Origin of the sequence: uncultured Agathobaculum sp., assembly GCF_963927765.1 — a bacterium.
Lineage (GTDB): Bacteria > Bacillota > Clostridia > Oscillospirales > Butyricicoccaceae > Agathobaculum.
Window position 1 is genome coordinate 1 of sequence record NZ_CAWVCU010000053.1, and the last position, 22,517, is coordinate 22,517.

General features: G+C 58.3%; 25 protein-coding genes. 6 read left to right on the plus strand and 19 right to left on the minus strand.

What is annotated here, in order from left to right; translation table 11 throughout:
• Positions 1–124: 124 nt before the first annotated feature.
• From ABGT74_RS04410 to ABGT74_RS04460, 11 genes are all read right to left on the minus strand, one after another.
• A complete protein-coding gene (locus ABGT74_RS04410) occupies positions 125–1,648 on the minus strand; it encodes a 4Fe-4S dicluster domain-containing protein (protein WP_297282835.1) in 1,524 nt (507 codons plus the stop codon).
• Positions 1,649–1,848: 200 nt separating this feature from the next.
• Complete coding sequence (gene obgE / locus ABGT74_RS04415; RefSeq protein WP_346704632.1) at positions 1,849–3,123, minus strand: GTPase ObgE; 1,275 nt, start codon at positions 3,121–3,123, stop codon at positions 1,849–1,851.
• Positions 3,124–3,200: 77 nt separating this feature from the next.
• Positions 3,201–3,479, minus strand: a complete 279-nt coding sequence (rpmA, locus tag ABGT74_RS04420; protein ID WP_031476960.1) for a 50S ribosomal protein L27 — start codon at positions 3,477–3,479, stop codon at positions 3,201–3,203.
• Positions 3,466–3,804, minus strand: coding sequence for a ribosomal-processing cysteine protease Prp (locus ABGT74_RS04425; protein ID WP_346704633.1), 339 nt, complete (start codon positions 3,802–3,804; stop codon positions 3,466–3,468). The genes rpmA and ABGT74_RS04425 overlap by 14 nt, the downstream gene beginning before the upstream one ends.
• Positions 3,805–3,808: 4 nt before the next feature.
• The gene (gene rplU / locus ABGT74_RS04430; RefSeq protein WP_297283272.1) at positions 3,809–4,120 is read right to left on the minus strand and encodes a 50S ribosomal protein L21; all 312 of its coding nucleotides are present in this window, start codon (positions 4,118–4,120) and stop codon (positions 3,809–3,811) included.
• A 156-nt stretch (positions 4,121–4,276) separates the two neighbouring features.
• Positions 4,277–4,879, minus strand: a complete 603-nt coding sequence (locus ABGT74_RS04435; RefSeq protein ID WP_346704634.1) for a hypothetical protein — start codon at positions 4,877–4,879, stop codon at positions 4,277–4,279.
• Between the two features lie 56 nt (positions 4,880–4,935).
• Positions 4,936–5,613 (minus strand): ribose-5-phosphate isomerase RpiA, encoded by a 678-nt coding sequence (gene rpiA, locus ABGT74_RS04440; RefSeq protein ID WP_346704635.1) that lies wholly within the window; start codon positions 5,611–5,613, stop codon positions 4,936–4,938.
• A 111-nt stretch (positions 5,614–5,724) separates the two neighbouring features.
• Positions 5,725–6,576 carry a bifunctional methylenetetrahydrofolate dehydrogenase/methenyltetrahydrofolate cyclohydrolase FolD gene (gene folD / locus ABGT74_RS04445; RefSeq protein WP_346704636.1) on the minus strand — a complete coding sequence of 284 codons (852 nt, stop codon included), beginning with the start codon at positions 6,574–6,576 and terminating at the stop codon, positions 5,725–5,727.
• A complete protein-coding gene (lgt, locus tag ABGT74_RS04450) occupies positions 6,573–7,511 on the minus strand; it encodes a prolipoprotein diacylglyceryl transferase (protein WP_346704637.1) in 939 nt (312 codons plus the stop codon). Before lgt ends, folD begins: the two co-directional genes overlap by 4 nt.
• A gap of 28 nt (positions 7,512–7,539) precedes the next feature.
• A complete protein-coding gene (locus ABGT74_RS04455; protein ID WP_346704638.1) occupies positions 7,540–8,802 on the minus strand; it encodes a pitrilysin family protein in 1,263 nt (420 codons plus the stop codon).
• Positions 8,799–10,082, minus strand: a complete 1,284-nt coding sequence (locus ABGT74_RS04460; RefSeq protein ID WP_346704639.1) for an insulinase family protein — start codon at positions 10,080–10,082, stop codon at positions 8,799–8,801. The genes ABGT74_RS04455 and ABGT74_RS04460 overlap by 4 nt, the downstream gene beginning before the upstream one ends.
• Positions 10,083–10,278: 196 nt before the next feature.
• Between ABGT74_RS04460 and ylxM the strand changes: the two genes are divergently transcribed.
• The 6 genes from ylxM to trmD all read left to right on the plus strand — a co-directional run bounded on the left by ylxM (position 10,279) and on the right by trmD (position 13,921).
• Positions 10,279–10,650 carry a YlxM family DNA-binding protein gene (ylxM, locus tag ABGT74_RS04465; protein ID WP_346704640.1) on the plus strand — a complete coding sequence of 124 codons (372 nt, stop codon included), beginning with the start codon at positions 10,279–10,281 and terminating at the stop codon, positions 10,648–10,650.
• A 1-nt stretch (position 10,651) separates the two neighbouring features.
• Positions 10,652–12,013 (plus strand): signal recognition particle protein, encoded by a 1,362-nt coding sequence (gene ffh, locus ABGT74_RS04470; protein WP_346704641.1) that lies wholly within the window; start codon positions 10,652–10,654, stop codon positions 12,011–12,013.
• Between the two features lie 66 nt (positions 12,014–12,079).
• Positions 12,080–12,322, plus strand: coding sequence for a 30S ribosomal protein S16 (gene rpsP / locus ABGT74_RS04475; RefSeq protein WP_054327417.1), 243 nt, complete (start codon positions 12,080–12,082; stop codon positions 12,320–12,322).
• 14 nt (positions 12,323–12,336) lie between these two features.
• The gene (locus ABGT74_RS04480; protein ID WP_031476974.1) at positions 12,337–12,567 is read left to right on the plus strand and encodes a KH domain-containing protein; all 231 of its coding nucleotides are present in this window, start codon (positions 12,337–12,339) and stop codon (positions 12,565–12,567) included.
• Positions 12,568–12,683: 116 nt separating this feature from the next.
• The gene (gene rimM, locus ABGT74_RS04485) at positions 12,684–13,190 is read left to right on the plus strand and encodes a ribosome maturation factor RimM (RefSeq protein ID WP_346704642.1); all 507 of its coding nucleotides are present in this window, start codon (positions 12,684–12,686) and stop codon (positions 13,188–13,190) included.
• Positions 13,187–13,921 (plus strand): tRNA (guanosine(37)-N1)-methyltransferase TrmD, encoded by a 735-nt coding sequence (trmD, locus tag ABGT74_RS04490; protein ID WP_346704643.1) that lies wholly within the window; start codon positions 13,187–13,189, stop codon positions 13,919–13,921. Before rimM ends, trmD begins: the two co-directional genes overlap by 4 nt.
• 23 nt (positions 13,922–13,944) lie before the next feature.
• On the opposite strand, the gene ABGT74_RS04495 is transcribed toward trmD, so the two are convergent.
• From ABGT74_RS04495 to ABGT74_RS04530, 8 genes are all read right to left on the minus strand, one after another.
• Positions 13,945–14,886 carry a 1-phosphofructokinase family hexose kinase gene (locus tag ABGT74_RS04495; protein WP_346704644.1) on the minus strand — a complete coding sequence of 314 codons (942 nt, stop codon included), beginning with the start codon at positions 14,884–14,886 and terminating at the stop codon, positions 13,945–13,947.
• 112 nt (positions 14,887–14,998) lie between these two features.
• Positions 14,999–15,790: a hypothetical protein gene (locus ABGT74_RS04500; protein ID WP_346704645.1), complete on the minus strand. Its 792-nt coding sequence runs from the start codon at positions 15,788–15,790 to the stop codon at positions 14,999–15,001.
• Positions 15,787–16,269 carry a 23S rRNA (pseudouridine(1915)-N(3))-methyltransferase RlmH gene (gene rlmH, locus ABGT74_RS04505; protein WP_346704646.1) on the minus strand — a complete coding sequence of 161 codons (483 nt, stop codon included), beginning with the start codon at positions 16,267–16,269 and terminating at the stop codon, positions 15,787–15,789. The genes ABGT74_RS04500 and rlmH overlap by 4 nt, the downstream gene beginning before the upstream one ends.
• Complete coding sequence (locus ABGT74_RS04510; protein WP_346704647.1) at positions 16,251–17,060, minus strand: MBL fold metallo-hydrolase; 810 nt, start codon at positions 17,058–17,060, stop codon at positions 16,251–16,253. The genes rlmH and ABGT74_RS04510 overlap by 19 nt, the downstream gene beginning before the upstream one ends.
• Before the next feature lie 68 nt (positions 17,061–17,128).
• Positions 17,129–18,424: a UDP-N-acetylglucosamine 1-carboxyvinyltransferase gene (locus ABGT74_RS04515; RefSeq protein WP_297283287.1), complete on the minus strand. Its 1,296-nt coding sequence runs from the start codon at positions 18,422–18,424 to the stop codon at positions 17,129–17,131.
• Positions 18,425–18,572: 148 nt separating this feature from the next.
• Positions 18,573–19,397: a hypothetical protein gene (locus ABGT74_RS04520; protein WP_346704648.1), complete on the minus strand. Its 825-nt coding sequence runs from the start codon at positions 19,395–19,397 to the stop codon at positions 18,573–18,575.
• A 16-nt stretch (positions 19,398–19,413) separates the two neighbouring features.
• On the minus strand, positions 19,414–20,730 hold the full coding sequence (locus ABGT74_RS04525; RefSeq protein WP_346704649.1) for a hypothetical protein: 1,317 nt from the start codon (positions 20,728–20,730) through the stop codon (positions 19,414–19,416).
• Positions 20,727–22,505 carry an ATP-binding protein gene (locus tag ABGT74_RS04530; RefSeq protein WP_346704650.1) on the minus strand — a complete coding sequence of 593 codons (1,779 nt, stop codon included), beginning with the start codon at positions 22,503–22,505 and terminating at the stop codon, positions 20,727–20,729. The genes ABGT74_RS04525 and ABGT74_RS04530 overlap by 4 nt, the downstream gene beginning before the upstream one ends.
• Positions 22,506–22,517: the final 12 nt, after the last annotated feature.

A 22,517-nucleotide genomic window follows, 5' to 3' on the forward strand; every position in this document is an offset into this window, starting at 1 on the left:
TTCATTTGTTTTTATCCTCTTTTGCCCTCTATACGCAAGAAACCCGGTCCATGCTTGACGCATGAACCGGGTTCCTCGACAGTCTGAAAGAACCGCCTTTCGGCGGTTCTTTTTTTATTTCGTTTTAGTCGACGAGCTTGTCGAGTTCCTTGACATACTCCGTGCCGGTCGCGGTCTTGTGCTCTGCCTGCTTGGCATACAGCCCAACCACCGCTGCCGACTTCTTAATTGCCTGCATGGTACCCGCACCGGCTACGCAGCCGCCCGGGCAAGCCATACCCTCGAGCAGATAGCCGTTGTACTTGCCGGCCTTAGCCGCCTGCAGCATCTTGCGGCATTCGCGCAGACCCTCGGCATTGACTACATTGATCTCGCGCTCCGGATACTTCTCCTTGATGACGTTGACAACTGCCTGTGCGACACCGCCCGAAACCGCAAAATTACGGCCGTCGGTGGAGGCATCGTTTACGCCGTGTGGATCTTCGGGCAAGGACTCGAGATCGACATGACGTGCGTCGAAAATACCGGTCATTTCCTCAAAGGTCAGCACAAAGTCCACTTCGCTGCGGACATCCTTGCGCATTGCTTCCAGCTTCTTTGCCGCGCAGGGGCCGATGAAAGCGACCTTTGCGTCCGGATGATGATGCTTAATCAGACGCGCGGTCAGCGTCATGGGCGTGAGCGCCATCGAAATGCACTCCGCCTGATCGGGGAACATCTTTTTCGCCATTGCCGACCATGCCGGGCAGCACGAAGTGCCCATATACGGCAGCTTCTCCGGCACTTCCTTGACAAAGTCGTCCGCTTCCTGTGCTGCGCACAGGTCCGCGCCGATCGCAACTTCCAGAATATCGGCAAAGCCGAGCTGCTTCATCGCAGCACGCAGCTTGCCCGGCGTGACCTTGGGGCCGAACTGGCCAACGAATGCCGGCGCAACAGCAGCATATACGCGCTCGCCTGCCTGAATCGCACGGATCACCTGGAAGATCTGGGACTTGTCCGCAATTGCGCCGAACGGGCAATTGACCAGACACATGCCGCAGGAAACGCACTTTTCGTAATCGATATCCGCCTTGCCGTTCTTATCGCTGCGGATCGCGTCCACACCGCACGCTGCGGCACACGGACGCACCTGATGGATGATCGCCTTATACGAGCAGACATCCACGCAGCGGCCGCACTTAATGCACTTTTCCTGATCGATGTGCGAACGGCCGTTGTAACGGTCGAGCGTGATGGCACCCTTGGGGCAGACCTCTACGCACGGATGCGCCAGACAGCCCTGACAGCCGTCGGTGACCATGATTTCGTTTTCCTTGCACGCGTTGCAGGCAAATTTGATGATGTTGACCAGCGGCGGCGTGTAATAGGTTTCCTCACGGGTTGCCGCTTCGATGTTGTCCGACACCGGAGAATGCTCCGCCGCATTACGGCAGGGCAAGCCCATCGCCAGACGCAGACGTTCGCCGACAATTGCACGCTCGAGGAAAATATCGTTGCGGAAATTGCCAACCTCGCCCGGAATGATTTCATACGGGAGCGCTTCGATTCGCCTGTCCGTCGGCCACTCCGTGTGGTACGCCATGCGGGCTACCTCGCGGAAAATACGACGGCGGATCTCCTGGATGCGGGTCTCTACGCCTCTCATAGTTTACATATCCCCCTTGTATTCAAGTCGTTCATTTGGATGCAGGGCGGTACATTGCCCCTACGATAGGGCATATCCATACCTATTATCAGGATACCGCAAAGAGTCCATATTGTAAAGACATAAATTGTTGAAAATTTAACAATTTTCTGGCGCATAATTTTGCACCCTGCACGCAGGCGCGCACAAGGTGCAAAAAATCAATAAACGTACTCGAATTCGAGGTCACCGATGACGACAAAGTCGCCCTCCTGCACGCCCATCTGCTCGAGTTTGTCATATACGCCCGCACTCTTGAGCATGCGGTCCATATACTGGCGGGATTCGTAGTCGTCTACGTTGACCGAACCCATGATCTTATCCACCCATGCGCCCGAGACAACATAATAATCGTCCACCTTTTCGACTGTCCAGTCGCGTTCGCCTGTGGTATCCTCCACCGTTTCGACGAACTCCGGCTCGTATATAAATACCGGCGGCAGCTCCTTCAGTTCGTGCCATGTCAGCTTCATAAGTTCCGCTACGCCCTGATTGGTTGCTGCGGACAACTCCGCGAACAGGAAGCCGTGCTCTTCGGCATACTTTTTCAGCTTTTCGACCGGCTCACGGTCGTCGCCCAGCAGGTCGACCTTGTTCGCCACAATGATCTGCGGACGCGCCGCCAGAAATTCGCTGTAACCGGCCAATTCCGCGTTGATCTTCTCGATATCGTCGAGCGGATCGCGACCCTCGCTGCCCGCCGCATCCACCAGATGCAGCAGCAGACGGCAGCGGTCGATGTGACGCAGGAAGTCATGTCCCAGACCCGCGCCCTCTGCCGCGCCCTCGATGATGCCGGGGATATCCGCCATGACGAACGACTGCTCTTCCCCGACCGAAACCACGCCCAGATTGGGCACCAGCGTGGTAAAGTGGTAGTTTGCAATCTTGGGCCGCGCCGCAGAAACCATGGAGAGCAGCGTAGACTTGCCGACATTCGGGAAGCCGACCAGACCGACGTCTGCAAGCAGCTTCAGTTCCAGAATAATGTCGCGCTCCACACCCGGCTGACCGGGCTTGGCAAAGCGCGGCGCCTGACGGGTCGGGGTAGCAAAATGCGTGTTGCCCCAGCCGCCGTTGCCGCCCTTAGCCGCAACAAACGGCTCGTCATCCGACAGATCCTTGATAACCTGTCCGGATTTCTGGTCGCGGATGATCGTGCCGCGCGGCACGCGGATGACCAAATCCGCGCCATCCTTACCCTTACAGCGCTTGCTGCCGCCGTTTTCGCCTGCTCCGGCAACATATTTCTTCTTATAGCGGAAGTCCAACAGCGTGGACAGGTTATCGTCCACCTTGAAGATAACCGAGCCGCCGCGGCCGCCGTCTCCGCCGTCCGGTCCGCCGGACGCAACGTACTTTTCGCGATGGAAGCCGACCTTGCCGTCGCCGCCCTTACCGGACACAATTTTGATCTTGGCAATATCAATAAACACAGGAAAATCCTCCTTTCATGCGGTTGTTAAAACAAAATCCCAGACAACCGTCTGGGATTTTGTCAATACTCAATTGTTTACTGCGGGTAAACGGAAACCTGCTTGCGGTCCTTGCCCAGGCGCTCGAAACGAACAACGCCCTCAACCTTTGCAAACAGAGTGTCGTCCTTGCCGCGGCCTACGTTCAGACCCGGATGGATCTTCGTGCCGCGCTGACGGACAAGGATGTTGCCCGCCGGAACGGTCTGGCCGTCCGCACGCTTTACGCCAAGGCGCTTTGCCTCGGAGTCACGGCCGTTCTTGGTCGAACCTACGCCCTTTTTATGAGCGAAAAACTGTAAGCTAATCTTCAGCATCTGTGTGCACCTCCATTACGCTCAAAAATTCCGAATAATTCTGTTCCAGCTCGGTAAAATGCAGCCGAAGCGCTGCAAGCGCGTCCTGTCCGCGTTCCATCTCTGCGCCTTCGGGCAGGGTAATGCGGATGTGCGCGCCGTCATCCTCGATCAGAGTATCGACCGGGATGCGCTGTACGTCAAACAGCAAAGCATGGGTCAGCATGACCGCGCTGGAGATCGCCGCGCAAACGATGTCCTCGCCCTCGTCCGCGTAGCCCGCGTGACCGAGGATATCCACCGAAAGGAGTTTGTCCCCCCGCGACGAAAATGTGGCCTTCGTCACAACCTTACGCCTTGATGGACGCGATGGTCACCTTGGTGTACGGCTGGCGATGGCCCTGACGCTTGCGGTAACCCTTCTTGGGCTTCATCTTGAAGATGTTGATCTTCTTGCCCTTGCCGGTCTTTTCCACCGTGCCGGTTACAGCAGCGCCGGAAACGTAAGGAGCGCCGACAGTCAGCGAGTCGCCCTCGCCTACCGCCAGAACCTCATCAAACGTAACGGTCGCGCCGTCCTCTACGCCGAGCTTCTCCACGTAGATCACGTCGCCCTCAGATACCTTGTACTGCTTGCCGCCAGTTTTCAAAATGGCATACATGTTGGTTTTCCCTCTCTTTCGTTGTAGAGTCACGCTTGGCACGGCGGCGACCGGGAATCGGGCGCACTTAACAAAAGCCAATGCACAATGCGGCTTTTAGTAGCATAACACAAGCGGCAGGACTATGTCAAGTCCTGCCGCGCATTTTTTGCATTATTATGCGAAGAAACTCGATACAAAGGCGTACATTCCGCTCGGCACCGTGGTTGCGCTGCCGGTGGCGGCGCGATCCATACTGACAAAGCCCTTGTCGCCCTCTGCCAGGCCAATCACGCGGTCAGAAAACAGCACCCAGCAGGTGCAGGCGGGCGCATCCCCCTCCACCACGGTATACCCTTCCGCGTTGTCGCGGTAGGCGGTCAGCTTATCCTGCAAATACCCGGCGGGTACACTCAGATACTGGTACTGCGAACCGGTGCTGCGCACCACATACACACCCTCGGTCAGCTGCGGGATCAAGGCGTTCAAGTCCTCAGTCTGCGCCGTTGTCGGGTCGGGCAAAGCAGCCGTCAGCCCGGCAAGCATGGTCTGGTTATCCTGTGTCAGGGTATTCACCTGCGCAGACAGCGTGTTCTTTTCGCCGTTTAATGTTTCAATCTGCTTATTCAGTTCGTCAATTTTGCCGCCGCGCGACAAAAACAGAATGAAAAACAGCAGCGCCAACAGGAAAAATACCAGCACCGCAATGCAAAGCAGCATACGGTAGTTGAGCTTGATCGGCTTTGCGGACGAACGGCGGCGTTCCGCAGTTCGTTCCATGGGAGCACCTGCAATGCGGTCTCCGATCCGGTGTCCGGATGATCTTCTATCGCTCATCACTTTGTGGGGTTCTCGATGACCTTGACCTCGCCCGAAGCGCAGCCCACGATCATCCGTTTGCACATATTCAGGAACAGGCCATGCTCCAGCACGCCCACGATACCGCTGATCTTCTGGCGGACATCCTCGATGTCAAAGCCCGCGCCAAGGTGCAGATCGGCAATGAAGTTGCCGTTATCGGTGACAAAGGTCTTGCCGTCGCGCACACGCAGCACAGGGTTAAAACCATACTCCGCCATTTTTGCCATCGCCTGCTTAGAGCCATACTGCGCGATCTCAACCGGCAGATGGAACGCGCCGATCTTATCGACCAGCTTGCTTTCATCCATGATCCAGATGACTTCCTTGGCCAGCGTCGCCACAACCTTTTCGCGGTACAGCGCGCCGCCGCCGCCCTTGATGGCGTTAAACTGCGGGTCAATCTCATCGACACCGTCGATCGAGATATCCACATGATCAACTTCATCAATCGTCAGCAGCGGAATGCCCAGCTCACGCGCCTGCGCTTCCGTCGCCTTGGAGGTCGGGATCGCCTGAATCTTCAGGCCGTTCTTAACCATTTCGCCCACGGCATTGACCATATGATAAGCAGTCGAGCCGGTGCCCAGACCAACGACCATACCGTCTTTTACATATGTAGCGGCCTTGTCGCCAGCCAGCTTTTTCATATCCATTGTTTTTTCCTCCCTGCCGTCCGCGCCGGAGGTGTTCCGGCAGTCTTATTACTTTTATTATAATGGCGCTATCAAAAAAGGTCAATCTTTTCCGTGCAAAAGCAGCGCAGTTTATGCGCGGTTTTGCAGCTTTGCAGCCTTGAGCGTGTTTTTCATCAGCATGGTGATGGTCATGGGGCCTGCGCCGCCGGGTACAGGCGTCATAAAGGATGCCTTTTCCGCCACTGCGGGATCAACGTCGCCGCAAACCTTGCCCTCAGCGTTTCGGTTGATGCCCACGTCGATGACGACCGCGCCTTCTTTGACCATATCGGGTGTGATAAAGCCCGCCTTACCAATCGCTGCGACCAGAATATCCGCGCGGCGGCAAACCTCGTCCAGATGCTGCGTGCGGCTGTGGCAGATGGTCACCGTGCCGTGGCGGTGCAGCAGCAGCATGCTCATCGGCTTACCGACGATGTTAGACCGGCCAATGACCACGCATTCCTTGCCCTTGGGGTCGATGCCGTACTCGTCGAGGAGTTCCATCACACCTGCGGGCGTGCAGGGTACAAAGTCGAAGTCGCCGGTCATGATTTTGCCGACGTTGACCGGGTGAAACGCATCGACGTCCTTTTTCGGGTCGATCGCGTCGATGACCGCCTGCTCGGAAATGTGCTTCGGCACGGGCATCTGGCACAGAATGCCCGAGATCTGCGAGCTTTCGTTGAGCTGCGCGATCAGGCCGAGCAGCTCCTCCTGCGTGGTTTCCTCGGGCAGCGCGTATTTTTCGCTATAAATACCGCACTCTGCGCACGCCTTTTCCTTATTGCGGACATAGATCTCACTCGCCGGATCATTGCCCACGATGATGACCGCAAGGCCGGGCGTGATGCCCTGCTTTTTCAGCGTCTCGGTCTCCTCCAGAATGCTGCCGCGCACCTTGGCCGACAGCGCCTTGCCATCCATTCTTACTGCACTCATTTTTGAGTTCCCCCTTCACTTTCTGTCTGTTGTTCCGGTTTGGCTGCCTCGCTTTCCTCTTTGTCCGCGGTTTGCTCCACCGCCATGGGCTTTTCCGCCTGCGCAGCGGGCGCGTCCTCCACCGGTTCCGCCTTGGGCGGCACATAAAATGCCTTGGCAACCTTCAGTCGGTTGTACTTGCGCACCAGCAGCGCAACCGCCACAATGCAGCTGACCGCTGCCAGCACCTGCGAAACGCGCAGCGTACCGATATACAGGCTGTCCGTGCGCAGACCCTCGATCCACGCGCGGCCAAGGCCGTACCAAGCGACATACAGCAGCGCCATCTCGCCCGGGAACTTGCGCTTTTTCGAGTAAAAATGCAGCGCAATGAAGCCCACCAGATTCCAGACCGATTCATACAGGAACGTCGGGTGCACCGCCGCCGCGCCGTCGATCGACATGCCCCAAGGCAGGTCGGTCGGGCCGCCGTACGCCTCGCCGTTGATAAAGTTGCCCCAGCGGCCAATACACTGACCGATCAGCAAACCGAACGCCGCCAGATCGCACAGGCTGGCAAACGAGAGTTTTTTGACACGGCTGTACACATACAGCGCAACCACTACGCCGATCACCGCGCCGTAAATGGCAATGCCGCCATTCCAGACCGCAATGATCTCGTTCGGGTGCTGGCTATAATAGTCCCACTCAAAGACGACATAGTAGATACGTGCACAGATGATGCCCACCGGCACGCAGATGATCAGACAGTCCATCAGGTTGTCCGATGTGCAGCCAAATTCCTTGACGCGCGCATTGACATACAGCGCTGCCAGCACAAAGCCGATGCAGATGATGATGCCGTACCAGTAGATATCCTTACCGAATACATTCGCGGCGACACGGTTGATCTGAAAATCCAGTCCGAGCGCCGGGAAAGAGATTGCATGTTCCATGATGTTTGCTTCCTTTGTTGTCGAAATCTTATTGGGGCAAAACGACCGACATGGAAGATCGGTCGCGCTGCGCCCAGCGGGCGAATACCGCCTGCACATCCTGCGGTGCAATGGTGTCGAACAAAGCGGCGAAATCCGCGTAATGCTCGCCCGCAAACAGCGCGGTTGCTTCCTGCCGCGCATAGGCCTCCGGTACGTCCAGCACGCGCAGGTACAGACCGTACAGTGCTTTTTTCATGCGGTCAAACAGCGATTTTTCGACGCCTTCACGTGCCAGACGCGCGGCTTCGCGCTCGATCGCTGCGCGGGCCGCTTCCGGATCGCGGCTCTCGCCGCCGAGCAGCGCCATCGCGCCCTCCGGAATGAGCATATAATCCGTATCAAAATCGCGGCCGATCAGCCGCTTTTGATACAGTTCGGCATAGAGCGGTGCCGTATCACCGCACAGGATGCGCACCGCCAGCTCACCCAGCAGCGTGCGTCGCAAACGGCTTTCGCCCGCCTCCAGCGGGATATCCTTAAAGCCCAGCATGAACTGCGGCCGCGATACCGGCATCTTCCGCGTGACTGTCAGCTCGCTGACCGCGTCGCGGCGCTCTCCATAATGCCGCTCGCCGATCTCAGGCGCGTCCACAGGCGAATACTGTGCCGCCATGCGGCAGACCTCGTCAAAATCCGCCGTACCGCAGACGATCAGCGCCATATTCTTCGGGCTGTAAAACGCGCGGTGGCAGGTGTAAAGCACCTCGGGCGTGATGCGCGCGATGCTCTCCACGCTGCCCGCAATGGGCACCCGCACCGGATGATTACGGTACATCCCCTGGAGCGCGCCGCAGAACAGCTGCCAGCCGGGCGTATCGTCCATCATGCCGATCTCCTGCCCGATGATGCCGCGCTCCTTGGCGACATTTTCCTCGGTGAAATACGGCGTAAACACGAATTTCAGCAAAATTTCAAGGTTTTCCTCAAACCGCTCGGTGCAGGAAAAATGGTAGGCCGTCATCGTGTGACTGGTGAACGCATTGGGGCTTGCGCCCGTGCGTGCAAACTTTTGCAGCGCATTGCCGTCCTCGTCCTCGAACATCTTATGCTCGAGAAAATGCGCGACCCCTGCGGGCGTGTCATAGCGCGTCCCCTCGAGCGTAAAGGATGCATCAACCGAACCGAAGTTGGTTGCGAGGATCGCAAACGTCTTACCGAAGCCCTCCTTGGGCAGATAGCATACGCGCAGACCGTTTTCCAGCGTGCACTCCTCTGCGCGCTCGCGCAGGGCGGTCCAAATCTTGCTCATTGCGCCGCCCCCTTCATAAAGTATACCGTGTCAAGTGCGGTTGCCTGTGCCGCGGCGACAATACGCGCGCGATCGACCGCCTGCACCTGTGCAATGCGCTCTTCTGCCGATACCATCGTGCCCGCAGCGGCCTGTCCCAGCCAGTACCGCTCGAGTGTCAGCGGATCGTCCAGCATCGCGCCCCAGTTGGTGGTCAGCGTGCGCCGTGCACCGTCAATCTCCGCGTCCGTGATGTCGCCTTCGCGGCAAGCGTCCAGCTGGCGCAGGATCTCGTCCCGTGCGACTGCAAACTTATCGTTTTCAATGCCGGAGTTCACCATCATAATACCCTTAGGCGCGATAAACTGCGCACTTGCATAATAGCAGAGCGACTGCTTTTCACGCACATTGAGAAACAGCTTGGAGCTGGTCGAGCCGCCGTACAGCGTTTGGAACATCCAATACGCCGCCGCGTCTCCACTGGTCAGGCTTGCCCCGCCCGTGCGGAAGCCGATCGACAACTTTCCCTGTGTAACCGCTTCCTCCTCGACGATCTCACGCGCCGCCCCCGCGGGCTGCGCCAGCACACGGGTCGCGGTCAGTACGCCCGCACCGGTACGCGCCTGCGCGAGCGGCGTTTCCACGAACATCTGCCCAACCGTTTCAGGTGCGAGCGGCCCGCAGTAAAACAGCTCAAGCTGCGCTTCCTCCAGCGCACGGCAGTAGGCCGCATATAGTTTTCGCTCGGTGATTTTCTCCGCCTGCTCTTTGGTGCCGTAGACCGGCTGGCCATACGGCTCCTCCGCGCACATCAGCTGCGTCAAGCGCATCGGCGCCCATGAGCGCGGGTCGTTTTTCAGCGCCGCAATGCGGTCAATCAGGTTTTCGCGCTCGCCCGCCGTGTAATCCGGGCAGAATACACCCTCCTGCGTATACGGGTCGCACAGCAGCTCCGCCAGCAGGCGGATCACGCCCGCAGTCAGACCATTTGCGCCCGGCGCGCAGCTTTCATCAATGCAGTCGGACAAAAAGCCCACTGCCAGATGTTCTCCTTCCTTGCGCACAACCGCCTCAATGCGCGCGCCGTACAGCTCGTCCAGCTCTGCGCCGATCGCACGCAGATCGGGCAAACGCTTAGTCCCGCGCCGCAGCACATGCGGCAAACAGGCGCGCAGCGCAGCGTCCGGCCCGCCCAGCGGCAGCAGCAGCACCGCCCGCAAAACCGCACGCTTGAATTTCGGCGTGGTCACGCAGGTGAGGTTCACCCCTGCGGCCAGCTTTTTCCGCGTCACTTGTTGCATGTTTTCCCTCATTTCCGGAAAGATTTTTCCATGGGCATTATTATAGCATCATTGAGGATATGAAGCAAACGTATATTATGTGAACAAAATTCGTGTTCTCCGCTATTTTTCCCTTGACACCGCGGCAATTATACGATAGAATATTCACGTTCGATGTAAAGGCGAAACACTTTACACTATTCAGGGAGGCCCGCCGATGAAAGGCAAACCGCTCGAAATGAGCCTACTGTTCGACTTTTACGGCGAGACGCTCACGGAAAAACAGCGCGAGCTGTTCGACCTGTATTACAATGAAGACCTTTCGCTGGCTGAGATTGCCGAGCATGCGGGCATCACCCGTCAGGGGGTGCGCGACAGCATCAAGCGCGCGGAACACGCGCTGCGCGAGATAGAGGATAAGCTCGGTCTGGTCGCCCGCTATGGCGGCACCGAACGGTGCGCGGAGGAGCTTTCCGAGCAGGTTACAGCACTTTCCGCGCTCAACGCCGACAAACTGCACAGCCGCGAAGCGGAGGATATCCTCTCCCGCATGACGGCGCTGCTCGAACAGCTCAGGCAGGAGGCTTAATATGGCATTTGAAGGCCTTACCGAAAAAATTTCATCCGCATTCAAGCACCTGCGCAGCAAAGGACGGCTGACTGAGGCTGACATCAAGGAAGCGATGCGCGAGATCCGCATGGCGCTTCTGGAAGCCGACGTCAACTTCAAGGTTGCCAAGGACTTCATCAAGGCGGTCACCGAAAAGGCGACCGACGCGGAGATCCTCGAAAGCCTGTCCCCGACCCAGCAGGTCATCAAAATTGTAAATGAAGAGCTGATTGCGCTTTTGGGCGGCCAGACCACCCGTCTGACCATCTCGCCCAACCCGCCCACCATCGTCATGATGGCAGGCTTACAGGGCGCGGGCAAGACCACCAACTGCGCCAAGCTCGCCGCGCTCCTGCGCAAGCAGCAGCAGCGGCGTCCGCTGCTCGTCGCGTGTGACGTATACCGTCCCGCGGCAATCGACCAGTTAAAGGTCGTCGGTAAGCAGCTGGACATTCCGGTGTTCGACGAAGGACAAGGCGATCCGGTCGAGATTGCAAAGCACGGCGTGGACTATGCCCGCAAAAATGGCTTCGATCTGGTGTTCCTTGACACTGCAGGCCGTCTGCATATCGACGAAAAGCTGATGGACGAGTTGAAAACCATCAAGGCGGAAGTCAAACCCACCGAGATCATTCTGGTCGTCGATGCGATGACCGGTCAGGACGCGGTCACCGTTGCGCAGACCTTTAACGAGGCGCTCGGCATCGACGGCGTACTGATGAGTAAGATGGACGGCGACGCCCGCGGCGGCGCAGCCCTTTCGGTCAAGGCGGTCACCGGCAAGCCGATTAAGTTCATCGGCACGGGCGAAAAGCTTGACAACATCGAGCCGTTCCACCCTGACCGTATGGCAAGCCGCATCCTCGGCATGGGCGACGTGCTGACGCTGATCGAAAAGGCACAGGAGTCTTTCGACCAGAAGCGGGCCGCTGAAACCGCAAAAAAGATGATGGCCGGCAAGCTGACGCTGACCGACTTTTATCAGCAGATCCAGCAGATGAAAAACATGGGCTCGATGGAGGAAATGCTCGGCATGCTGCCGGGTGTGGACGCAAAAGCCCTCGCCGGTGCCAAAATCGACGAAAAGCAGATGGCGCACACCGAAGCCATCATCCAATCCATGACACCCAAGGAGCGGGATAACCCCTCCATCATCAATTTCTCGCGCAAAAAGCGCATCGCGGCGGGCTGCGGCCTGTCGATCGAGCAGGTCAACAAGCTGCTCAAGCAGTTTGAGGCCATGCAGAAGATGACCAAGCAGCTTTCCGGTCTTGCCCGCGGCGGCAAGGGCAAAAAGCGCCGCGGTTTCCCCGGTCTCGGCGGCCTGAAACTGCCGTTCTGACCCCTAAATGGTTTGTAAAGAAATTTACAATAGATCAATTTCTATTTCAGAGGAGGTGAATCATCCATGGTAAAGATCAGACTGCGCCGTCTGGGCGCGAAGAAGGCTCCGTTTTACCGCATCGTTGTCGCTGACTCCCGTTACCCGCGTGACGGCCGCTTCATCGAAGAGATCGGCACCTACAACCCGCTGACCGACCCGGCTACCGTCAATGTTGACGCTGACCGCGCTCAGGAGTGGATCAAGAAGGGCGCTCAGCCGACCGATACGGTCCGCGGCATCCTGAAGAAGGCCGGTGTGCTGAATTGAGTGAGGCTAACGAAATGAAAGAGTTATTGACCTATATTGTCAAAAATCTGGTTTCCGAGCCGGATGCGATTGCCATCACCGAGGAGATCGACGGCGATAATGTCACCTTTTCCCTGCGCGTAGCGCCTGGGGACATGGGCCGCGTCATCGGTCGTCACGGCCGCATCGCAAAGGAAATCCGCACACTCATGAAAGCGGCAGGCAATCGCGAAAACAAGCGTGTTACAGTCGATATCCTCGACTGAGTCGACGGGAACCCGGTTTCCGGCGAAGAACGCCGTATAAAAATCGCCGCAGCGCGGCGATTTTTTGTTATCTGCGCGCATTTGCGCGCCATCCCCCTAGAGACGGAGGAGCCAATATGCCAAAACAATTTTTAGAGGCCGGCAAGATCGTCGGCACGCACGGCGTGCGCGGCGACCTGAAGGTGCAGAGCTGGTGCGACAGCCCCGAAGTACTGTGTGACTTCGACACGCTGTATCTGGATGAACAAACGCCCGTGACGGTGGAAAAGGCACAGGTACACAAAAACGTGGTGCTGATGCACCTGAAAGGCGTGGATACGGTCGAAGCGGCGGAAGCGCTGCGTGGCCGCGTGCTGCATCTTGATCGCGAGGACGTGGAACTGCCCGAGGATCTGGTATTCATTCAGGACATCCTCGGCTTTACCGTACACGACCGCCGCACAAACAGCGACGTCGGCAAGCTCCGTGATGTGCTGACCACCAATCCGGCGCATGATATGTACGAGATCAAGACCGCTGAAGGCCGTCTGGTCTATGTACCTGCTGCCAAGCCCTTTTTGCAGGAGATCGACATGCAGGCTGGCATCATCTATATCGAAAGCATCGAGGGTCTGCTGGAATGAAGATCGACATTATGACGCTGTTTCCCGAGATGATCGACGCGGTCATGCGGGAGAGCATCATCGGCCGCGCACAGGAAAAGGGGTTGGTCGAGGTGCGCGCGACCAACATCCGCGATTATGCGCTCGACAAGCATCACAAGGCGGACGACGCGCCCTATGGCGGCGGACGCGGACAGGTGATGCTGGCCGAACCGCTCTATCTGTGCCACGAAGCATTGTGCGCAGGCGAACATGTGCACACGGTGTTCCTTTCCGCACAGGGACGACCGTTTGACCAGGCCAAAGCGCGCGAACTGCTCGCACGGGAGCACGTGATTCTGGTCTGCGGGCATTATGAAGGCATCGACCAGCGGTTTATCGACGCTTGTGTGGATGAGGAAATCTCGATCGGTGACTTTGTGCTGACCGGCGGCGAAATCCCTGCGATGGCGGTCGCAGACGCGATATGCCGTATGGTGCCGGGTGTACTGCCCGATGAAGAAGCGTTCACCGCCGAAAGCCACTGGGATGGACTGCTCGAGCATCCGCAATATACCCGCCCAGAGAACTGGCGCGGTCGTGCGGTGCCCGAGGTGCTGCTCTCCGGCCATCATGCCAATATTGAGGCATGGCGGCGGGAAATGAGCCTGCGCCGCACCAAGGCCGACCGCCCAGATCTGTATGCGCAGTTCACCCCGCGCGACAAGCAGGACAAAAAAATCCTCGATAAAATCGAAAAGCCGGACGGCTGAACCGTCCGGCTTTTTTCATTTGCTTACAGTATGTAGACCTGCGTGGTTTCGTACACCTCGTACACCTTTTTGAGGGTCGCCATCTCGGTGCCTGCCAGACGGCAGCTTGCGCGCGCAGTCGAAACCGCCAGACGCGCCATCTCGTCAAACTTGAGTTTGTTATGCATGGCGTTGGCAATCGCGCCGACCATCGCATCGCCCGTGCCAACCGAGCCTTCGTCATAAATCTTGGGGTTGGTGTTGACGTACAGCGCTTCGCTCTCGTCCTTGGACACCAGCACCGCGCCCTCCTGGCTCATAGAAACGCATACAGCGCGCGCGCCCATATCCAGCATCTTGCGCGCAGACACAACAACCACTTCAGGATCAGCAGAGGGCTTGTCGCCCACGGCCTCAGCCAGTTCAAAAATATTAGGCTTAACGAAATCCGGCTCGCATTGCAGCGCCTCCAGCAGCAGCTCGCCCTGCGCGTCGATAATCAGCTTGCAGCCGCGTTTTTTGATGAGCTTGCACAGCTTGCGATAGTTCTTGAGCGGGAATTCCGGCGGTGTGGAACCGGCCAAAACGAAAATATTCCCCTCATGCAGGTACATTTCCATGCGGTCAAGCAAACGCAGGAAGTCCGCGTCCTCAATTTTGCTGCCGGGTTCGTTAACCTCAGTGTGCCCGCCCTGCGCGTCGATGATCTGCGTATTCACGCGCATCTGACCCGAAATATCGACAAAATCATGGTGGATATCCGCAGAAGTTAACATATCCTTGAGGATACGGCCGTTTGTACCTCCGCAAAAGCCCAGCGCAACACTGTTGCCGCCGAGAGCCTTGATCGCACGGGATACATTGATCCCCTTGCCGCCGGGTTCCAGATGGCTGGATACTGCACGATTGAGCTTGCCGACCACCAGCGGATGCTCGATGCGCTGGGTACGGTCGAGCGCAGCGTTGAGCGTTATCGTGATAATCATGGGGCGCCCCTCCTGTTGTGTATTTTTCTCTTACTTTTTATTTTACCGAATCGCGCGCGTAATGTAAATGCTTTTTGTAAAGATTCATGCAAAAGGTCTTGCATGCACCGTTTTAAAATCCCATCTGCACCAATTCCTGTACCAGCTGGATATAAAACTGGCGCACATCAAAGCAGTTGTCATCCTTGCCCTGTGCATCGACCAGCTGCTGATGGCTTACGCCTTCGAGCGTGCCGCGGTAGCGGCCCCAGCGCGCAGACTGCGGCGTAACCAGTCCGTCACTGTCACCGTGCGCGGGGTAAAACAGGTCATGCGTCACCCGCATCGCGGCGTCCGCGTTGTTTTTGCCCAGCCGTGCGCCCCAGCTTTGATAATAAACGCAGTTCGCGTCCGGATGGGTGCGGTTAAATTCCTCCAAGTAGGCAGGCGTGAGCTGCTCACCGGCACGCAGCGCGTCCGGATTTTGGTCTCCGCCGCGCCGCCACCATGCGTCGTTGCCGCGCGCCCAAACCGCAACGCCCGGCCGTGCATACAGCAGCAGCTCGGCCACACGCGAACCACGGTTGGGGGTGGAGAGCATCGTCAGCGATGCGATATATTTGCCGTACCCCATCCCGGAAATCAGATGGCGCGCTTCCAAACCGCCCTTGGAGTGGGCAATGATGTTGACACGCTCGCAGCCGTACAGCCGCAGCATTTTGTGCACCGCTTCGGCAAGCTGCGCCGCGCCGGTTTCGATGCTGCCCCATGCGTCCTGCCCGCCGAAGCAGACCTCCGCCCCTCGTGCGCGCAGTGCCTCCGGCACACGCCCCCACGGCACATACAGCCCGCCGTGTTCAGTGACACCCAGACCGTGCGCCAGCAGAATGGGATAGCGGGTCTTGCAATCCTGTCTCCGGCTCATTTGTGGTATTTGCCGCCCGCGGCAATGTTGAGTGCGCGGTATAACTGCTCAAGCACCATCACGCGCGCAAGATGATGCGGGAACGTCATCGGCGACATGGACAGGCGCAGCGCAGCGCGCGCCTTGATCCGGTCGGACAGGCCGCACGACCCGCCGATCACCAGACATAACCGGCTTGTACCGCTCACGGTCAGGCGACCGAGATAGTCCGCCAGCTGCTCAGAGGACATGGGCTTGCCCTCTACGCACAGCGCGATCACCGCCGCGCCCTGCGGAATTTTGCTCTCGATCAGCGCCGCTTCCTTGTCCAACGCCTGCTCGATCTCGCCCGCCGAGGGCGTCTGCGGCAAGCGCTGCTCGGGCAGCTCCACAATCTCTAATTTACAATATGCGCCAAGGCGCTTCTCATATTCCCGTACGGCATCCGCCCAGAACTTTTCTCCGAGCTTGCCGACGCAGATCAGCCGGACAGCGAGCATAGCGCTTCCTCCCCAAACAGCACCGGTGCGTCCATGCCGTCACGCGGCGCAACCTGCACCGCGCAATCCGGCAAGCCGTGCAGCGCGCTGACTGTCTGCTGCAGGGCAAGCGCCGGCATGTTGTTCTTTTCGCTCAGATGCGCCAATACCAGATTGCGCGTGCCGTGCCGCACCAGATCGGCTGCAAACACCGCGCAGTCCGGGTTGGACAGATGCCCCGCCGGACCTGCCACGCGCATCTTGAGCGTGTACGGATACGGCCCTGCCTGTAACATGTGCGGGTCGTGGTTGCTCTCCAGCACAACCGTCTCGCAGCCGCGCAGCAAATCGGCCGCCTCGCGCGGCACAAAGCCCAGATCGGTGGCAAAGCCAAAGCGATGGCTGCCGTGTTCCAGTATGTAACCGACGCTTTCCGCCGCGTCATGCGGTGTGGCAAAGGTTGCGATGTCCACATTGCGCACCCAGAAGGCCTCTCCGCTGTCAAATTCATTCAGACGGTCGGCGCAGGACGGCTCTTTTGCCGCGAGTGCTTCCGCTGTGCCGTGTGAGGCGAACACAGGCGCTTTCGCTTTTTTCAGAAACATCGGCAGGCCCTTGACATGGTCGATATGCTCATGCGTGAGCAGCACAGCGGAAATATCCGCAAGCCCAAGGCCCAGCCCGGCCAGCGCCGTTGTGATCTTGCGCAGGGATACGCCCAGATCAATCAGGATCGCCGTCCCATCCGCCATGTACAGGCCGCAGTTGCCCGTCGACCCGCTCGCAATGCTGTAATAATACCGCTCTGCCAATGCTGAAACTCCTTTGCTTTTCAAAACAGCGGAGAGGTTGCCCCCCTCCGCTGTATCTGTTCCTTTGTTTACGCGCGCTCCGCCGCGCCCATGGAATCCGGGATCTCGGAGCGGTACATATCCGCACCCAGCGCCACGAACTTCTCCACCAGCGTCTCATAGCCACGCTCGATGTTCTGCACCTGCTCGACCTCGGTCACGCCCTTGGCTGCAAGGCCCGCAATGACCATCGCCGCGCCCGCACGCAGGTCGTGCGCGCGTACCGGTGCGCCCTTGAATTCCTCTACGCCCTCGATGACCGCGATCTTGCCGTCTACATGGATGTTGGCCCCCATGCGCGTCAGCTCTTCAGTGTAGCGGTAACGGCTGTCCCACACGCCCTCGGTGACAATGCTTGTGCCTTCGGCAAGGCACAGTGCGGTCGTCATCTGCGGCTGCATGTCGGTTGGGAAGCCCGGATAGGGCATGGTCTTGATGTTGGTCTTGGTCAGGCGGCCTTCGCGGCGCACCAGCACCGCATCGTCAAATTCGGTGACCTCGACGTTCATTTCCTTGAGCTTTGCCGTGATGCATTCCAGATGCTTCGGGATAACGTTCTTGACCAGCACCGAGCCGCCACAGGCTGCAACGGCCGCCATGAATGTACCCGCCTCGATCTGGTCAGGGATGATGGAATAGGTGCCGCCGTGCAGACGCTCGACGCCGCGGATTTTGATGACATCCGTGCCCGCGCCCTTGACGTTTGCGCCCATGGCATTGAGGAAGTTCGCCAGATCGACGATATGCGGCTCCTTGGCGCAGTTTTCCATGATGGTCTGACCCTTCGCCAGAACAGCTGCGAGCATGATGTTCATCGTCGCGCCAACCGAAACCACATCGAAATAGATATGTGCGCCGTGCAGACCCTCTTCGGGGGCCTCGGCGCGGATGTATCCGCCCTTGGGCAGCGTCACTCTTGCGCCCAGCGCTTCAAAGCCCTTGATGTGCTGGTCGATCGGACGCACGCCGCCGAAGTTGCAGCCGCCCGGCATAGCGACTTCAGCATAGCCGTATTTGCCCAGCAGCACGCCAAGCAGATAATAGGAAGCGCGCAGCTTGCGCTCCAGCTCATGCGGCTTCAGGCTGGGGTTCTGGGTGTTCTGGATTTCTACTGTCGTTGCGTTGAGCAGCCGGATCTGCGCGCCCAATTCGCGCATGATCTCCAGCTGCAGCGTCACATCAATAATCTTGGGCACATTCTCAATGCGAACCGGGCCGTCCGCCAGCAGCGCTGCCGGGACGATCGCAACCGCCGCGTTCTTTGCGCCGGAGATTGTGACCTCTCCATTGAGCGTTTTACCGCCGTTGATTACATATTTGGTCAAACCTACCTACTCCTCACTGTTGCAATACGCGTTCCGTCGCGTAAACTGTCTTCTACTGTATTCTATGACCGGGCGCGCGCATGCGTGCGCCCGCAAATTTTCTCATCAATCTATTTTACCACAATTTTTGATAAAGGAAAGATTTTTTTCAATTTTCCTGGTCTACAATCGTTTTTTTGGCACAATCCACCAAATATTCACCCGAATCCGTCTCGATCTTCCAAGTCGGCGTAAGCTGTAAGCGGCGGTTGCTGTCCACCTCTATGCGGTAACCGACCGTCATGGAGTCGATCCGTTTGACATCCTGCGCCCGCGCGGCAAACTCCAGCAGTGCATCCGCTGCATTGCAGGATACGCCGCTGCCCTGCACGGTGGTATACGGCGTGCCAAAGCTCCACAATCCGCTTAAAGCTACGTTACCATCCCCGTCAAACCGCAGCGTCAGCACACGGTCGTGTACCGGCTGCCCCGCGACCGTCCCGGTCATGGCAACAGTCATACCGTCTGCCTGTGTAGAGCCATGCTCTACCTCCAGCCCCCAGCCGGATAACAGCTGCCGCGCCAGCCGCAGCGCCGAGGAGGCGTCGTCGGGTGCCTCCCGCCCGATTGTGCATTCTGCTTCCACCGTACCGTCTGCGTGCCACTCCACCCGACCGGCATCGCTCTCGAACAGCACCGTGCCGTCCTCCTGCTCGGTGCGCTCGGCCGTCTCTCCCAGCATAGCCTGCGCGACCGCCTCTTCATCTGCGCGGCTGCGGTCGATCGACAGCGTCGGCAGCACCTTATCCTTGGGCAGCTGGAACGCATCATCCAACTGCATACCATATTCCTGTGTCAACGTGCGCAGATCCGCCACCAGCTCTTCGCCACGCTGGTAGTCCTGCCATAGCTTTACACCGAAATTTCCAATCAGAAACAGGTTAACCGCCAGCAGAATAACGATCAGCACATTTTTTACTTTATCCCACTGCAAGCGGTCTCACCTCCTGTCAGTCTGCGTTTCTCAGGTAGAAACGTGCGGGGGCGTAGCTTCCGTCGTCCTTTTCGCGATAAGCCACCATGAGGCCACACGCCTCTCCCATAGCGCCCGCAGCCGCCTGCTTAGCCGGCAGAACGATGCGGCTGGTATCCTGTGCGGAGAATCTCTGCAAACGGACCGTTGCGGAAACCAGCGCGCCGTCCTCGAACGCGAAGGTCGCAAAATCGCTTTCTCCCAACACCGGCACACCGCCGTACATCTGCATAAAGACCAGTGTGGTCTGTCCGTCCTCCTGCCCGACTGTATACAGGGACGCATGCGTATTGGTTTCGGCCACCCGCAGCGCCGCATCCAAAACCAGACGAGCGCAGTCCATTTGTGCGTCAAGTGCGGATTGGCCGCTGACTTCGCCCTCTTCATAGGCGCGCACCGTGGTATTCTCCGCCGAGGCAGCGTATTGCAGCAATCCCGTAGCGCTCACGCGCAGCGTACTCACGTTATCAATGAATACGCGGACCTCATCGTTTTGTTCGGCATAAAAATCCGCATAGGCTGTGAACCCGAACGCTTGCAGCAGCTCTTCCAGCCCGGTTCCGCTGCGCGTGGAAAACAGATCGATTGGCTCATTGCGCAGCAGCGGAAGGGACAGGGTTTCGCTGTCAAACAGCAACATTTCCGGATACACCGCATATGACTCACCAGAAAACTTGCAAGGCTGCCCACGAAACGCATGCTGCGCGCTTTCCAGCACGCTTTTATCCGCCTTTGCCGCAGCCATATACAGCGCACCATCCAAAGTGCGCACAAACAGCTGCTCGGAACCAGCCGCATAGATCAGCGCTTCTACATAGACCTCGCTGCCATCTTTCCAGTTGCCGCCCATCCAGCCTGCAATTGCTCCCAGCGGGATTGCACCATGATAGCGCAATTCAGCGCAGTCTCCGGCGCGCAGCGCAGCGTTCAGCTCGTCCTCACTGGCAGGAGTCAGCTCTTCGCCCGTCAGCACCTGCGCCCATAGGTCACGCACGGAAGCAACCGTCGCATCCATATCCGTCACATTATACTGCACGCCATACAGCTGCCCGTCCACAGTCAGCGCAAGCTGCACCGGTTCGGCGGCAGCTACACCGGACGAGCGCAGCTCATAGCCCACCGCGCCGCCAAATAACTGGTCGTGCGCACGCCGCAGCAGACTGTCCGCCGGCATCTGAGCCACATTCAGCCCGGTCAGCCAGTTAGCAGCGCACAGCGTCAGAAGCAGCAGCACCAGAACGATCAGCGACACATTTTTCGCCGTATTTTTGACCGACCGCTCCGCGCCTCTCATACCGGCCCCTCCTCGCTGTTCGGGGCCAGGTTGGTCGGCAGCGTGATCGTCACAGTCGTCCCCTTGCCATATTCGCTGGCCAGCGCGATCTTGCCCTCATGCTGCTCGACGATCTCCTTGGCAATCGCAAGGCCGAGGCCCGTGCCGCCGGCGGCGCGGCTGCGCGCCTTATCCACACGGTAAAAGCGCTCAAACAGGCGCGGCACGTCGGCCGCTGGAATACCCACGCCGTCATCCTCCACTGTGATGCGCACACGGTTTTCCGCCGGTACGCAAGCCGACAGGCGGATATGCCCGCCCAACGGCGTATATTTGACCGCGTTGGACAGGATGTTCACCACAACCTGCTCGATGCGCTCGCGGTCGCCCACGATAGCGGGCAGTGTGTCCGGTGCGTCCACGATCATCTCATGGCCGTTATCCTGTACGGTCAAACGCATCGCATTAGCCACCTTCTGGAGCAGATCGGACAGCGAAAACCGCGTCATGCGCAGCTCCATCCGGCCGTAATCCAGCTTAGACAGCGTCAAAAGATCGGTCACGATGCGCGCCATGCGCTCGGATTCGCTCGAAATAACACCCAAAAACTGTTTTTCCGTGTCGATCGGAATATCGCCCGCAGCGTCCAGCAGCGTTTCGGTATAGGAGCGGATATTGGTCAACGGGGTACGCAGCTCATGCGACACATTGGCAACAAATTCGCGCCGTGCGTCGTCCAGACGGCGCTGCTCGGTGATGTCGTGGATGACGGCAATCACGCCGCCCTCGCCATCCAGCGCACCGTAAGGCGCAAGCGTGACCGACAGCACGCGGTCGCGCCGCGTGATCTCGCTGGTCAGGAAGCTGCGCATGGCCGTCTCATCCGAACTGACCATATCCAGATCGGCAAAGATCTCGTCAAAGGTCAGCTGATCCTCCATGCGCACGCCCAGCATATTTTCGGTCGCAGGGTTCATGTGGATCAGCCGTCCATCCGTTGTAAAGGCGGCCACGCCGTCCGTCATGTGCAGGAACAGCGTATTGAGCTTATCGCGCTCGCCCTGCACCTCGCCGACCGTGCTTTTGAGCTGCCGCGCCATGTAGTTGAACGAGCGCGTCAATTCGCCGATCTCGTCGGACGACTGTACGCCCAGATCCTGATCGAAATTACCCTCTGCGATCGACCGTGCGCCCTCGGTGATGCGCTCGATCGGGGTGGTGATGGTTTTGCTGAGCAAAAAGGACAGCAAAATCGCCGCAAGCAGGCCGAACATCATCGCCTGCATGACGATTTGGAAAAAGCGCCATGACAGGTCGGAGATCTCGCTTTTGTCATCCGTGATGTACACGATGTAATCCACGCTGCCGTCGCCCTCCTTGTCGATGGGCACGGCAATATCCATCATGCTGTCAGATACGGACGAGCGCGCGCCAAGCTCACCAGCCATGGCAGCAACAATGTTGCTCGTCCGCGTCAGCGTAATGTTGGGGTTTGAGCCTTCCAGATACCGGCCCTCGGCATCCAGAATATAATAATTGCGATAATCGTCAATGCCCAGCGCGCTTTCGCGCGCCTCAATGACGGTCTGCAAACCGGGCGCACCCTGCTCAGCCGCCGCTTCCTTGAGGGAATCCATCGTGCTCGATTGGTTGAACACGTTCTGCATTTGCTCATAGAAGCTGTCCAGATAAAACGTATTGACGCTGTTGATGAGGAACGTGCCCACCACCGCCATGACCGATATGATCATCAGCACCAGAATCAGCACCAGCTTCATGTGTAAGGAACGAAACAAAACAACACCTCC